This is a genomic window from Moritella sp. (assembly GCF_013215705.1).
Classification (GTDB): Bacteria; Pseudomonadota; Gammaproteobacteria; order Enterobacterales; family Moritellaceae; genus Moritella.
Genome location: NZ_JABSQR010000040.1, coordinates 1 through 13,882 on the forward strand (window position 1 = coordinate 1; position 13,882 = coordinate 13,882).

At 38.9% G+C, this 13,882-nt stretch carries 19 protein-coding genes and 1 pseudogene; 18 read left to right on the forward strand and 2 right to left on the reverse strand.

All coding sequences use genetic code 11. The features are described 5' to 3' along the window. Nucleotides 1-117: 117 nt before the first annotated feature. The 5 genes and pseudogenes from HRT96_RS22015 to HRT96_RS20295 form a co-directional block, all read left to right on the forward strand. Nucleotides 118-450: pseudogene (locus tag HRT96_RS22015) on the forward strand (nucleotidyltransferase family protein); the annotation flags it as partial. 43 nt (nt 451-493) lie between these two features. Further along, nucleotides 494-976, forward strand: a complete 483-nt coding sequence (locus HRT96_RS20280) for a GNAT family N-acetyltransferase (protein WP_293160226.1) — start codon at nt 494-496, stop codon at nt 974-976. A 13-nt stretch (nt 977-989) separates the two neighbouring features. After that, nucleotides 990-1,478, forward strand: a complete 489-nt coding sequence (locus HRT96_RS20285) for a DUF6624 domain-containing protein (protein ID WP_293160228.1) — start codon at nt 990-992, stop codon at nt 1,476-1,478. A 50-nt stretch (nt 1,479-1,528) separates the two neighbouring features. Further along, nucleotides 1,529-1,870: an SH3 domain-containing protein gene (locus HRT96_RS20290; protein WP_293160230.1), complete on the forward strand. Its 342-nt coding sequence runs from the start codon at nt 1,529-1,531 to the stop codon at nt 1,868-1,870. A gap of 19 nt (nt 1,871-1,889) precedes the next feature. Beyond that, nucleotides 1,890-2,393, forward strand: coding sequence for an NAD(P)H-dependent oxidoreductase (locus HRT96_RS20295; protein ID WP_293160232.1), 504 nt, complete (start codon nt 1,890-1,892; stop codon nt 2,391-2,393). 68 nt (nt 2,394-2,461) lie between these two features. Here the strand turns inward: HRT96_RS20295 and HRT96_RS20300 are convergent, their stop codons facing one another. Continuing rightward, nucleotides 2,462-3,346 (reverse strand): LysR family transcriptional regulator, encoded by an 885-nt coding sequence (locus HRT96_RS20300; protein WP_293160234.1) that lies wholly within the window; start codon nt 3,344-3,346, stop codon nt 2,462-2,464. Between the two features lie 99 nt (nt 3,347-3,445). On the opposite strand from HRT96_RS20300, the gene HRT96_RS20305 reads away from it, so the two are divergent. The 9 genes from HRT96_RS20305 to HRT96_RS20345 all read left to right on the forward strand — a co-directional run bounded on the left by HRT96_RS20305 (nt 3,446) and on the right by HRT96_RS20345 (nt 9,217). Continuing rightward, nucleotides 3,446-4,045, forward strand: a complete 600-nt coding sequence (locus HRT96_RS20305) for a short chain dehydrogenase (RefSeq protein ID WP_293160236.1) — start codon at nt 3,446-3,448, stop codon at nt 4,043-4,045. A 235-nt stretch (nt 4,046-4,280) separates the two neighbouring features. Beyond that, entirely contained in the window at nt 4,281-5,015 is a 735-nt protein-coding gene (locus HRT96_RS20310) for a PhzF family phenazine biosynthesis protein (RefSeq protein WP_293160238.1), read from the forward strand. 31 nt (nt 5,016-5,046) lie between these two features. After that, nucleotides 5,047-5,526, forward strand: a complete 480-nt coding sequence (locus HRT96_RS20315) for an OsmC family protein (RefSeq protein ID WP_293160240.1) — start codon at nt 5,047-5,049, stop codon at nt 5,524-5,526. Nucleotides 5,527-5,618: 92 nt separating this feature from the next. After that, a complete protein-coding gene (locus HRT96_RS20320; RefSeq protein ID WP_293160242.1) occupies nt 5,619-6,245 on the forward strand; it encodes a LysE family translocator in 627 nt (208 codons plus the stop codon). Between the two features lie 145 nt (nt 6,246-6,390). Then, nucleotides 6,391-6,987: a bifunctional 2-polyprenyl-6-hydroxyphenol methylase/3-demethylubiquinol 3-O-methyltransferase UbiG gene (locus HRT96_RS20325; RefSeq protein WP_293160245.1), complete on the forward strand. Its 597-nt coding sequence runs from the start codon at nt 6,391-6,393 to the stop codon at nt 6,985-6,987. A 32-nt stretch (nt 6,988-7,019) separates the two neighbouring features. Beyond that, on the forward strand, nt 7,020-7,664 hold the full coding sequence (locus tag HRT96_RS20330) for a class I SAM-dependent methyltransferase (RefSeq protein WP_293160247.1): 645 nt from the start codon (nt 7,020-7,022) through the stop codon (nt 7,662-7,664). 45 nt (nt 7,665-7,709) lie between these two features. Next, nucleotides 7,710-7,988 carry an HAD hydrolase-like protein gene (locus tag HRT96_RS20335; RefSeq protein WP_293160249.1) on the forward strand — a complete coding sequence of 93 codons (279 nt, stop codon included), beginning with the start codon at nt 7,710-7,712 and terminating at the stop codon, nt 7,986-7,988. Between the two features lie 14 nt (nt 7,989-8,002). After that, nucleotides 8,003-8,803 (forward strand): PhzF family phenazine biosynthesis protein, encoded by an 801-nt coding sequence (locus tag HRT96_RS20340; protein ID WP_293160250.1) that lies wholly within the window; start codon nt 8,003-8,005, stop codon nt 8,801-8,803. Nucleotides 8,804-8,818: 15 nt separating this feature from the next. Further along, nucleotides 8,819-9,217, forward strand: a complete 399-nt coding sequence (locus HRT96_RS20345) for a GFA family protein (protein ID WP_293146609.1) — start codon at nt 8,819-8,821, stop codon at nt 9,215-9,217. Nucleotides 9,218-9,292: 75 nt separating this feature from the next. Here HRT96_RS20345 and HRT96_RS20350 read toward each other — a convergent pair whose 3' ends face one another. Next, nucleotides 9,293-9,784: a peptidylprolyl isomerase gene (locus HRT96_RS20350; RefSeq protein ID WP_293160252.1), complete on the reverse strand. Its 492-nt coding sequence runs from the start codon at nt 9,782-9,784 to the stop codon at nt 9,293-9,295. Nucleotides 9,785-9,996: 212 nt separating this feature from the next. Here HRT96_RS20350 and HRT96_RS20355 point away from each other — a divergent pair, with 212 nt between their 5' ends. The 4 genes from HRT96_RS20355 to serC all read left to right on the forward strand — a co-directional run bounded on the left by HRT96_RS20355 (nt 9,997) and on the right by serC (nt 13,848). Continuing rightward, the gene (locus tag HRT96_RS20355; protein WP_293160254.1) at nt 9,997-10,854 is read left to right on the forward strand and encodes a DMT family transporter; all 858 of its coding nucleotides are present in this window, start codon (nt 9,997-9,999) and stop codon (nt 10,852-10,854) included. A gap of 46 nt (nt 10,855-10,900) precedes the next feature. Further along, complete coding sequence (locus tag HRT96_RS20360; protein ID WP_293160256.1) at nt 10,901-12,307, forward strand: NAD(P)H-hydrate dehydratase; 1,407 nt, start codon at nt 10,901-10,903, stop codon at nt 12,305-12,307. 76 nt (nt 12,308-12,383) lie between these two features. Next, nucleotides 12,384-12,662 carry a hypothetical protein gene (locus tag HRT96_RS20365; protein ID WP_293160258.1) on the forward strand — a complete coding sequence of 93 codons (279 nt, stop codon included), beginning with the start codon at nt 12,384-12,386 and terminating at the stop codon, nt 12,660-12,662. Between the two features lie 94 nt (nt 12,663-12,756). After that, on the forward strand, nt 12,757-13,848 hold the full coding sequence (gene serC, locus HRT96_RS20370) for a 3-phosphoserine/phosphohydroxythreonine transaminase (protein ID WP_293160260.1): 1,092 nt from the start codon (nt 12,757-12,759) through the stop codon (nt 13,846-13,848). The last annotated feature ends 34 nt before the right edge of the window (nt 13,849-13,882 follow it).

Here is a 13,882-nt window from a genome sequence, read left to right on the forward strand (position 1 = left end):
AGTGAACCTTTTAAAATCCGTGATAATGATCTGATCACAAAGTTTACGAAAGGTTCCCTGATTTAGTCAACAACGCCCTTTGATTATGTCGAGACTTACACACAAGAGTGCTATGAAAAAGATATCAGTAGTCAGTTAAGCCATACCGTTAAGATCGACATTAAAAATCAAGCTAATGCGCATAAATGGTATCCAGTTAAGTGTGGACTAAAAATTAAATCTTACGATAGAGTTGAGCAAGGTATCGATTCTTGGCTATCTGCATTTGCTATTGGTTTTACTTTGGATAGAGCGGGCTGCTTATCTATTTATGCGCCGTACGGATTAGAGGACGCCTTCAATATGTATGTAAAGCCAAACAAAATAGCAATGACAGAAACCAGTTATATTAAAATGAGCAAGAGCTTTAAGGGCCGATGGCCATCAATAACCGTCGAACCTTGGACGTAGGTAGGATTGTGAGTTTTTTGCAGCGTATATTTAACGAGGTTACATGGAAATATATTGTAGAGTTTTGGAGGCTGAGGATAGCCGTGCATATCGTGAGTTGAGATTAGAAAGTTTGAAATTGCATCCTGAATGTTTCGGTTCGGGATACGAAAAACAAGCTAAGTTACCTCAATTGTACTTTGAAAAACGCATTGAAGAAGAAAGTAAAAATAGCATTATGTTAGGTGCATTCATTGATCGTGAATTGATTGGTTTATGTGGATTAATGCCTGCCACATCGACACAGGTCGAAATCATCCAAATGTATGTAGTAAACAAGCACAGAGGCCGAGGGATTGCTTTTAAATTACTTGATTTAGCAAAAAGTTATCTCAAACACTTTAATAGTAATTCGCTTATTTTAACTGTGTATCAAGCAAATTTAAGTGCTATAAAAACATACCAAAACGCTGGGTTCAACATAGTGAATAGCCAAAATGATGAAATAGAAATGGCTTTTGTGACTCGAGATAAGATATCAGAATAGGGATCATTCATCTATGGTTTTAGGGTTACAAGAGTCATTACTTTCAATGTTAAAAGAAGAGCAGACGTTATTACAAAAGCTGATTGATAGTGGTGAATTGAAAGACGATATATATCATCCTAAGATGAAAACACTTCACGATAAAAATAATCTCTGTATTAAACATATTATTGATAAATTCGGTTGGCCTACGATAAGTTTGGTCGGTGAGGAAGCCTCAAAGGCTGCTTGGCTTATTGTTCAGCATGCCATATTAGATGAACAATTCATGAATAGATGTTTAGAGTTGTTGCAAGATGCTATTAACAATAATGATGCAGAACGTTGGTGCTTTGCCTACCTGAAAGATAGAACACTAACAATGAAAGGTAAGCCACAAATATACGGTACGCAATTTGATATGGAAAACGGAAAAGTTGTACCATTTCCGATTGAAAAAATTGATATTGTAGATGAACTCCGTAAAGAACTAGGCTTGGATTCGCTTGTTGATGCAACCTAACGAATTCAAGATCGGTATCGACTTTAATTGTACGTAATAAGGAAATGCGCATGAGAGTTGTGGTGAAAGATGCTCATAAATCAAACTACCCAAATCCTGTCTGTTTTTGCTTAGGAGAAGAGTTACTCCTTGGTCATTTGGATACAGAGTTTGCCGGTTGGATCCGTACGACCACTAAAAATGGTAACCAGGGCAGGGCACCAATCGATTATATTGACATGAGTAAGTGTAAAACAATTGGTATAGCCAAATGTGATTATAATGCGTTTGAACTTGATACTTCTATCGGTGAGTATTTAGCTGTGCTTGATGAGTTAAATGAATGGTTTTTTGTCGAAAATGATAAGGCTATAAAGGGCTGGGTTCCAATGAGAACAGTTGGTGTTTTATAACGAGTAACATGAAGAATTTATGGCAACGGCAATCGTATTAGGGACATCTAGACCTAATGGTAATACTCACAAGTTAGTCAACTTGTATCAACAGTATGAAACTGCAGATGTATTTAATTTAAGCGATTTATCGATCTCTACCTTTGATTATGACCACAATAATAAACACGATGATTTTCTAGCGTTAGCCAAGCAGCTTCTTGATTATGAGCATCTTATTTTTGCAACGCCTATGTATTGGTATGCAATGAGTGGTCAAATGAAAGTGTTTTTAGACCGATTGTCTGACCTGCTAACAATAGAAAAAGAGTTAGGTCGGAGCTTGAGAGGGAAAACATGTTCTGTATTAGCCACGGGCGTAGATAAACAACCACTAGAATGCTTTGAACAACCTTTTAAATTAACAGCTACATACCTCGGCATGACCTATCAACAAATGCTTTACTGCTCGTGTGCAGGTGATTTTATTGAACAAGAACATTCCGATAAGTTATTAAATCATATTGGCTTAAATATTGGGTAATGCATTGTACCGTACTGATAGTCAGTACGTTCAACCTAAGCATAAATTAACCTGTTGGTTTTGCGTTATTATTGATAGCGCAGTGTTTTCACGACAAATTCGATGAACAGTCTAACTTTAAACGGAATATCAGTTCGCGACTTATAAAGCAGATGAACAGGACTTGGGCTTGGCTTATGAGTAGAAAGAATCTCTACTAATTTACCTGCTTTAAGTTCTTCTTCGATTAAAAGTCGTGGTTGAAGCAAAATCCCTTCGTGATTGAGAGACGCCATTTTTAACGCCATACCATTGTTAGATCTAAATCGACTACGAGTAATGTCAAATGCGTTTGTATCTAACGCTGATAATGTCTTTGATTGCTTTTTCCAATAAGAGAACCCTAAGCATCTATGTTTGTTGAGTTCTTTGATTGACGACGGGATACCAAAAGTATTTAGATATTGAGGTGAGGCGCAGAATACGAGTTCATACTCGGCTACTTTTTTTGCTACATAAGATGCATCTTCAAGTTCACCTATCCGAAAAATCAGATCGTACCCATCGTGAGTTGCGTCTATCAACTTGTCTGTTAGATCTAGGTCAATGTCCATATTCGGATATTGGTCCAAGAATTCACAGATGATTGGAGATAAAAGTAATGAGCCAAAAGTGATAGGGGCATTAACACGCAATGTGCCACTTGGTGCATCCCTTATTACAGACGTTTCTTGTTCAAGCGCTATATACTCATTAAGTATTTTATGACATCTCAACAAATAGGCATCACCGATTTCGGTTAGTGTTTGTCTGCGTGTATTTCTGTTTAGTAAAGGCGCTCCCGCATGATGTTCTAGGTGTTTGATGTGCTTCCCAACCATCGCGGGAGTGATACCAAATTTATCAGACGCTTTTGTGAAACTTCCAGCTTCAACGACCTCAACAAAGACCTCAATACTCTTCAATCTATCCATTCTAAACTCTGGGTTTATAAACACTAAACTGATTGTCTATTTAATGATTGTTGGTTGTCAATATAATAAATCAAATCAATCATAACTGGAGAATAAATAATGAAAGTTCTAGTAATTGGGGCGACTGGCACTATAGGAAATGCAATCGTCAATAATATGGAAGATCGTCATAATGTGGTTAAAGTGGGAAATACGAAAGGGGATTTTCAGGTAGATATTAGATCTTCGCAGAGTATACAGGCGTTATTTGACGTTGTTGGTAAAGTCGATGCCATTATATCAGCTTGTGGTAATTTACACTTTGGTCCGCTGGTAGACATGACTTCGGAGAATTTCAATATTGGCCTACAGGATAAATTGTTAGGTCAGGTGAATCTTGCTTTAATTGGTCAGCATTACCTGAATGACGGTGGTTCAATTACATTAAGCTCTGGTATTGTTAGCGCGCAGCCAATAATTGGTGGGGCAAACGCAACCTGCGTGAATGCCGCTATAGAAGGGTTTATTTTGGGGGCATCAATCGAGTTAAAGAATAATCAGCGGATTAATGCAGTATGCCCAAGCGTTGTAACTGAGTCGTTAGAGACATATGGACCATTTTTCCCTGGTTATGAATCGGTATCTGTCGCAAGTGTTGCGAAGGCTTATCAGCGTAGCGTCGAAGGCCCGCTGAATGGAACCCTATTTAAAGTATGGTAGTCATTGTGCCATAAGATAATGAGTGTATTCTGAACCATCGAAATTAGTTTGTGCTTTGGTTTTTTAATGTAAGTGTATAAAATAAATGACTTATATTTATTTACACTAATTAATGTTATGGTATTTTTACTTGCGCTAGCCTCCATTATCTTGGTGGATAGCGTCTAGTACGTACATCTGTTTTATACACTAACCTGTCTTTAGGAGACTTCATATCAAGACATATATTTACGATGTGTTCTGCGGTGAGCAAGCTTTAGGTAACCCATGTGGTGTCGTTTTTCTCGATGAGTGGTTAGATAGCTCAAAGCTGCTCGATATTACGCAAAGCCTATCTCAACCTGTCACGTCTTTTATCGTTAAAAACATTCTTGGTTATTCAATCCGATGGTTTTCCAATACAGCTGAAATAAACCTATGTGGTCACGGAAGTCTGGGTGCTGCGGCTGCCATTTTAGAAAGGACAGGTGAGGAAAGGGTTTTATTACAAAGTAAGTATGGTGATATTGAAATAACCCAACAGGACAGTTTTTATCAAATGGAACTTCCTGCGTGGACTCCTGAGTTCATTCATCACGGGATAGATTACCAAGCGCTAAATATCGATCCAATTGAGGTTTATGCGACAAGAGATTTGGTTTTAGTTGTAGAGTCAGAGCAAGCAGTCCGTGACTTTATCCCAAATCATGCATGGTTTGAAAAGTTTGCCGATTACCACGCATTAATCGTAACGGCTCAAAGTGATACTTATGAGTATGTGCTAAGATATTTTGCGCCTCGTATCGGCATACCTGAAGACTTAGCAACGGGTTCTGCTCAGTGCTCTCTCGCACCGTATTGGTTTAGTAAACTTGGCGCTAATAACTTGAACGTGCGTCAATTGTCTTCTGCTGGTGGCGTCTTTGAAGTAAGTTTGAAAGATGAAAGCACGATACGTTTATCTGCTCAAGTAACGAAAAGAAAGGTTTAAAGTCGTATAGGACTATTTACAGGGAATTAAAATGTCAGAGTATTTTGCCAAAATCAATTGGGTTAGAGATAGCAATGAAAGCTATGTTGATAACAAATATAGCCGAGGGCATGAATGGATTTTTGATGGCGGTGTAATTGTTCAAGCCTCATCTTCTCCTCACGTTGTACCTTTACCTTATTCTGTCGAAGCAAATGTAGATCCAGAAGAAGCGTTTGTTGCATCCCTTTCTAGTTGTCATATGTTGTTCTTTTTATCTATTGCAGCTAAACGAAAATATGTAGTTGATTCATATATAGATGATGCTGTTGGAATAATGGAAAAAGACGGTGATGGTAATATGTCAATGACAAAGGTAACACTTCGACCTTATGTTGAGTTTTCGGGAACTAAAAGACCGACGATAGCGCAACTTGAAAAAATGCATCATCAATCGCATCAACAATGCTTCATCGCCAATTCGGTCAAAACCGAAATTGTGACAGAGATTATTACAGATAAAAATTCATAACGCTTATTATCTATAGATCCGCAACATCTAGGCTTGTAACTCACTGAATGTGAAGGAATATTTTAATAATCACTAAAAAGGAGTAAATAATAGTGAATGACATATTAGCTTTTAGCTTAATCGCGTTACTTTTAGTTGTATCACCAGGCCCAAATGGCGTGTTGATTTTAAAAACCGCATCGTCACAAGGGCTGCGAGCCTCAATCCTGAATATTTTTGGATTAACGACCGCAACCTTCTTTCATGGGGCCCTGTCTATTTTCGGATTTTCTGCATTATTGATGCAATCAGCAGAGTTATTTTTCATCATTAAAATACTCGGTGCTGGGTACCTGTTTTATATTGGCGTAAAGGCAATTATTAGTTCTTACAAAACAACCAATGGCGATACTAAAACGAATAAAACAATACCGTCACAAAAGAAAGGCATTGGCTATTTTAATGAAGGATTCATAACACAAATCCTAAATCCCAAGGTATCGATGTTTTACTTGGCGGCCTTTCCTCAATTCATATCGCCTGACAACTTCTCGTATTTCAGTGCATTTTCGTTAGTATTAATTCATGCCAGCATCATATTTATGTGGTTTGTCGGCGTAACCTTAGCAATAGATAAAATAAAATCATCGGCTAAAAATACCAAAATGGGCAATTGGGTTCAAAGGCTCTCGGGCACTGCGATGATATATTTCAGTTCAATGATCCTGACACAAAAATAACAGTAAGTATCATAAGGACAAACTTTGAATTACAGATCAGGCAGTAATGATTCAACCCTATTTATGATGTCCATTGAGTAGTCGATTACTTTATGATCTTTTAATCATGGTAATGGCCTTAAGCAAGAGTAAATAAGCAGGTTTCATGGAAAAAAATGCAGATATTTGGCGTCAATATTACGAAAAGGCGTTAACGCGTAAACATAAACCAAGCACTGAATCCGCGGTTAAGCTAAACACATCTAATTATAAAACAGCAACGGATTGTGGCTGTGGGACAGGAAGTGATATTTATTATCTGAGTGATTTAGGTTATCAAGTTTCTGGTTTTGATATTAATGAAGATGCGGTAGCAATTTGTCATGAACGTTTTGCTGATAATGCTTTGGTCGACATATCTTGTGATAGTTTTGAAGACTATGACTACCCAAAGAGTGGTCTGGTTTTGGCTCATTCGAGTCTTTATTTTGCCGAGCCTAGCGAGTTTCAAAACACATGGATAAAAATATCATCCAGTTTAGCCCAAGGTGGTGTGTTTGCTGGTGATTTTATGGGAACGAATGACAGTTGGGCTGCTGGGTATCGTAGTGCAACAAACCCGATGAACAAGCAACAAGTCTTGAATTTGTTTGACGAGTTTGAAATTATAGGATTTCACGAACGTGATGAGAAAGGTCAAACGGCCATAGGCAAAATCAAGCATTGGCATACTTTCTCTGTGATTGCGGTAAAGCGAGCATAAACGTTGGCTGATGGTTTTTAAAGGAGATTAATATGGAACCCGAACATTTGGCATCTCAACTTCGATGCCCGAACGGTGATAAAGCGCTTGAAGTTGGGCTTAGCATGAATAAAGCCAACTATAATCTTAATCGAGAATGTATAAACCTATTAGAATTAAATGACGAAAACGTGGTGCTAGAAATTGGACCTGGTAATGGGGCATTCGTACAAGAAATTTTGCAAGAAGCCAAAGGCATTAATTATGTGGGAATTGATATTTCAACAGAGCTCGTTGCCGAGGCTACTAGGCTTAATGACACTCAGGTTAGAAAAGGAACTGCTAAATTTGAGTGTGGTGACTCACGGGCACTTCCTTTCGAAGCGGGTTATTTTGACAAGGTGTTTACGGTACACACCATATATTTTTGGGAAAAACCTTATGAACATCTTTCTGAAATTCGACGAGTATTGAAGCCTTCTGGCACTTTTTGTATTGCTTTCGGAAACCGAGAGTTTATGAAAAACCTTCCTTTCGTGAAATATGGTTTTGAACTGTATGATGACGCTAGTGCTTGTCATCTTTTACGCGAAGTTGGTTTTAAAATTGAACGTGTCCATAAATTTACTGAACGTGGTTTAAGTAATACTGGTGAGAGTGTCGATAAAGTTGTGCATGTTATTGTATGTAAAGCTTAATATATCCTCTATCGTATGGAACGGTTAAACGCAAAGGAGTGCCTAATGGCTAAGATTTATCTGTTTGATTGGGGTGATACCTTAATGGTTAATCCAGCGCATATGAAAGGAAAAATGTGTAATTGGGAACATGTAGCGGTGATCGAAACGCTTGGTGTTGACGCAAGCGAAGTTACCATGGTCGGTGATATATTGCATCGTGATATAGAGCCTGCTGTTGAGGCCGGATTGAATGCGATTTGGTATACCCCCGATGCCTCACTGGCAGAGGTGAGTGGAGATTATCAACAAATCCAGCACCTCAGTGAATTGTGTGATTTATGAGTTAAGGAGAAATGATGAAGTTAGACATATATCAAGTTGACTCATTTACAAATGAAGCTTTCACGGGTAATCCTGCAGGCGTATGTATAACGGAACATCCACTCGATGAATCATTGATGTTTTCTATTTCCGCTGAAATGGCTGTATCTGAAACTGCATTTTTGTCATTGAATGATTTTAATCTAAGGTGGTTTACACCTGAGGTAGAGGTTAACCTTTGTGGCCATGGGACACTTGCCATGGCACATATCCTAAAGCAAAAAGGGTTAGTTGCTATTGGTGAGAGTATTGTTTTTGAAACATTATCAGGGCCGTTAGAGGTGACTGTTGGTGAACATGATATTGACATGTTATTTCCAACGGCTGAACTTGAGTTTGATACTCTGGTTAATACAGTACTGCTAGAATTACTCGGTCTTAAATTGTCTGATGTCGTTTCTTATGTGCAATTTGGACCTAAGTATCTAATCGAAATTAAAAATGAAGAAATATTGCGGTCATTATCGCCTAACTTTGATGGCTTGAACGAATTGGAAGGGCGTGGTGTCGTTGTTACAGCCAAGTCGGATTTCAGCCATGTGGATTTTGTGTCTCGGCATTTTTCTCCTTGGGTTGGTATCAATGAAGATCCAGTCACGGGCTCGGCACATTGTGCTTTAGCTGTATATTGGGCTGAAAAATTAAATAAAGTGGCACTAAAAGGTTTTCAAGCATCTAAACGCGGCGGTTTTGTTGGTGTTGAATTAATGCCAAACAAAAAGGTTAAACTGACTGGCAGTGCGATAACTGTCATTGAAGGTATTATACACGTATAAATTTAAGGAAGAGGTATGATAAACAAAGGAAGTTGTTTGTGTAATAAAGTGCAATACGAAATTGATGGCGAATTTGACGATGTACTCAATTGTCATTGTAGTATGTGCCGAAAATTACACGCGTCGGCATTTAGAACCAGAGCCAAGATAAAAACTGAGAGTTGGAAAACTCTTCAAGGTGAAAAATTCATTAAGTTTTACGAATCGTCACCCGGCGAACATAAAGGTTTTTGTGTTGAATGTGGTTCGAGTCTGTTTACAAAGTTTGACGCTTGTCCTGACATACTTGGTTTCCCTTTTGGCACGCTTGATACCGATCCGCAAGTCAAAGCAACACGACATGTTTATGTGGGAAGTAAGGCTGCGTGGCATGACATCACTGATGACTTACCTCAGCAACAAGAGTTTGATTGAATCATGAGATCGGGCTGTAGTCGTTCTAAGTAATAACGAGAGAATGCCATAGCTAAGTTATGGCATCCGCATACATTATTTGATGACTACTTTTTTAATTATAATTGTTTCACTTGGTACATCTTCATGGCCTTTTACTGTGGCTGTTCTAGAACATGCAATCATGTTAACTACATCTATGCCAGCGGTCACAGTACCAAAGGCCGTGTAGCCCCAGCCAGTATTTGTCGTCGCTGTATGATCAAGAAACTCATTGTCATCTAAGTTAATAAAGAACTGCGCTGTTGCTGAGTGTGGCGAATCTGTACGCGCCATTGCAATTGAACCGATCACATTTTTAAGGCCTCGATTAGCTTCGTTAGCAATGGCTGGGCGAGTCGATTTTTCTTGCATGTTTTCAGTAAAACCACCACCTTGGATCATGAAGTCTTTAATCACACGATGAAAAATAGTACCTTCATAAAAATCGTCTTTGCAATAGCGTAGAAAGTTCTTCGATGTGACCGGCGCTTTCTCCATATTCAGTTCAATTTCGATGTCACCTAAGTTCGTGGTAAAAATAATCATTGTGTTGCACCATCTTTGTATTAGTGTTGGTATTAATTTAATCGCTGCAGTATACGCAAATATAACGCTAAACTGTAGTAGTGAATATTTAAAACTACTTTCATTTAGATGATTATTTTTATAGAATTACGACTCTAATCATCTGAAGTTAATCACTCTCTATGCCTATTCAATTTATAAATAATATCCCTGTCAGTGTAAGGTTTATGCTGATGTCTGCATTGGCTTTTGCGATCATGACGAGCTTGGTTAAATTAGTCAGTACTTATGGTATTCCGGTTTTTGAAATTGTTGCCGCAAGAGCGATGGTGTCATTGATTATTAGCTATGTGGACGTGCGTCGAAAACGCATATCCGTTTGGGGAAATAATAAAAAACTGCTGATGGCGCGCGGTGCTGTTGGTTCATTAGCTCTCATCTGTGTGTACTTCGCGGTGACGACTCTGCCTTTAGCCGAAGCCACTATTTTACAATATTTACATCCGGTATTTACGGCAATACTGGCCTTGATTTTTCTTAAAGAACGTATTCAACGCTCGACGATTATCTGCATTCTGTTTTGCATCATTGGACTATTACTTATTGTTAGCCCAAGCCTGACATTTTCTGGGTCGACAGCGTTACCTTTATTTAGCGTTGTAGTTGCACTGTTGGGCGCGTTGGGGAGTGCGATTGCTTATGTGATTGTTAAGCGTCTTAGTGGTACCGAAGATAGCTCTGTGATTATATTTTATTTTCCACTTGTGGCATTACCCCTGTCATTAATCTTACTCGGTGATAATTTTGTTATGCCTAATATAGAAGCGTTTGTATTGTTGATCTTTATTGGTATTTTCACTCAAATAGGGCAGGTGGGGTTAACCAAAGCCATGCAAACGGAAGTGGCGAGTAAAGCGACGGCATATTCTTATGTGCAAGTGGTTTTCTCAATCATATTTGGTTGGTTATTGTTTAGCGAAGTCCCTTCTTTGTGGACTTGGATTGGAGGCAGTTTAATTATTCTTGGTGCGCTAATTAACGTATTTGGTAGCCTTAATCTAAGATCATTAAAACCCAAGCAAGCGGGCTGATCATAAAGCATACTTGGCTAAAGATACTCAGTGATGGAGTAATAGAATGCAAAAAGTATTTGATGATGTGAACGCTTTAGATAAGCGATGTGTTGATCAGTTCGGGCTAAGTGAAGATTTACTGATGGAGCATGCCGCTGCGTCGATGATGCAATATATAGGCGGTAAGTTTTCAAATAATGAAAAGATACTAATCGTCTGTGGCGCAGGTAATAATGGCGCCGATGGCATCGCGCTTGCCAGACTTTTATATTCACAATACGATGTCAGCATACTTGTGCCGTATCACGTGAAATCGGCGATGGCTAAATTACAATATAAAAGAGCTAACCTGCTAGGCGTTAATATTATCGATACCTTATCTGAGTTATCAGTTGAACACGGGCCCGATGTCATTGTTGATTGCCTTTTTGGTTCCGGATTAAACAGAGATCTGGATGACGAGTCACAACGTCTGCTCACTCGACTAAATTCTCGGCGTGGGCATAAAATTGCTTGTGATATTCCGTCGGGAATAAACAAGCAGGGCCAAGTAACGACCGTCGGTTTTTGTGCTGACATAACCATCACTATGGGCGCGTTAAAAACGCAACTTTACAGTGACGTCGCGAAAGATTATACGGGAAATATTATCGTCAGTGACTTAGGCGTACACCGTAATATTTATGAAACGGCAACCAATACCTTTCTTTTAGACTCCTTTGATATGCAACTGCCATTACGTGCGAAACAAAACTCGCACAAAGGGTCATTTGGTCATTTGAGCGTCATTGTCGGTAATAAAACAGGAGCGGGGATCATTGCTGCAGAGGCCGCTTTTGCATTTGGTGCAGGTTTGGTCACTGTGGTTACTGATGAAAATGTAAATATACCGTTTCATATTATGCAGCAGCATACGCTGCCAGAAAAATGTACTGCGATCGCAGTTGGTATGGGACTTGGCCAATTTATAAAAGCGGAAATGAAAAAGATTTTAGATCTTGATATGCCAAAAGTTGTTGATGCAGATTTATTTCATGACGAGATTATTCTAACGGTTTTAAATCATGAAAATGTGGTGTTAACGCCGCACCCTAAAGAGTTCTGCTCTCTGTTGAAATTAACCAAGCTAGCAGAAATCACCGTAGCAGAACTGCAAAATAATAGATTCAAGTATGTAAGACTCTTTGCTGTAAATTATCCCAAAACTGTGCTGTTGTTAAAAGGCGCGAACTCACTTATCACCTATAATAATATTATCTACATCAATCCTTTGGGAAGTAATGTCCTGAGTAAAGGTGGATCTGGAGATGTGTTAACTGGATTGATTTCGGCATTGTTAGCGCAAGGGTACAGTGTAATAAATGCGACAATTACGGCAAGTCTCGCTCACGCTATGTCAGCAAAAACTTATACTAAGAATAATTACGCTTTAACACCAATGGATATCATCGAGGGAGTAAAAGGACTGTGAAGGCCATTACTATCTTGAATAATCATTATTTTAAGTAATCAATAGCATATTAAATGCGTCAATTTTGGAGTGTGTTATGTCAACAAGAAAGCATAAACGTAAAGCAGCAAAGCATTCACATAAACATCAAGGTTCAAATAAATCGGTTAAACAGATTGGTTTTGTCAGTACCCATCCTCGAGCCGCAATGTTCGCTGGCTCATCACTTATTGTGGTCGGTCTGTTTTTACTCATTATGGGAATGGGGAGTGACGCTAAGTTTGGATTGGCGATGTTATCAATGGCTATCGGCACAATAGTCATCTTTTTCGCGAGTTCAGCGTTGCCTAAGAAGGCGATAAAGGTAATTAAATAAACACTTTGAAAAACAACGTTAATCGCTTACATTAGATAGTCATTCAATAAGGGTTTAAAATGTTTAAGCTGCTTTGTTAACAAGGATTATGGATATGAGTCAGACTTATAATTTTTGCGCTGGTCCCGCAATGTTGCCACATGCAGTGATGGAACAAGCCCAAAAAGAATTTATTAATTGGAATAATACTGGCGTATCGGTAATGGAACTCAGTCATCGTAGTAAAGACTACATGGCTGTTGCGACGGCAGCAGAACAAGATCTGCGTGATTTGTTAGCGATCCCAGACAACTACAAGGTTATCTTTTCACAAGGTGGTGGTCGCGGTCAGTTTGCTGCAGTGCCCCTGAATATCCTTGGTGATAAAACCCAAGCCGATTACCTATTAACGGGTCAATGGTCAAAATCAGCGGTTGTTGAAGGTAAGAAATACTGCCAAATTAATGAATCAAATATTCTAATGCCAAGTACCGATGGTATTGTTGCAGTTAAACCTGCATCACAATGGCAAGTATCCAGCAACAACACGGCTTATGTACACTACTGCCCGAATGAAACTATCGAAGGCATTGAGATTAATGATATCCCTGACACTGGTGATATCCCGCTTGTTGCTGATATGTCATCAAACATCCTTTCTAAACCATTAGATATTAGCAAGTTCGGTATTATTTATGCGGGTGCGCAAAAGAACATCGGCCCATCTGGTTTGGGTGTTGTGATTGTACGTGATGATCTGCTCGATAAAGCTAAACAAGAAACCCCATCAATCTTTAACTATAAGTTGATGGCTGAAAATGACTCGATGTTTAATACGCCGCCGACCTATTCTTGGTATTTAGCAGGACTTGTGTTCAAGTGGTTAAAAGCACAAGGTGGTCTATCTGCTATCGAAGAAATTAATGCCGAAAAAGCCAAGCTACTTTATGGCTATATTGATAGCAGCGATTTCTACAGTAATAACGTAGCGACGGTTAACCGCTCAAAAATGAATGTGCCGTTTACATTAGCATTAAGTGATCTGGATGCGGCGTTCTTACAACAATCTCAAGATGCGAATTTAATGGCATTAAAAGGCCACCGTATTGTCGGTGGTATGCGCGCAAGTATTTATAACGCGATGCCAATCGAAGGTGTGAAAGTACTTATTGGCTTTATGGAAAAATTTGAACGTCAACAGCGTTAATCGCGAATAGATAAAAAAGCGTTCTTAGCAAGAG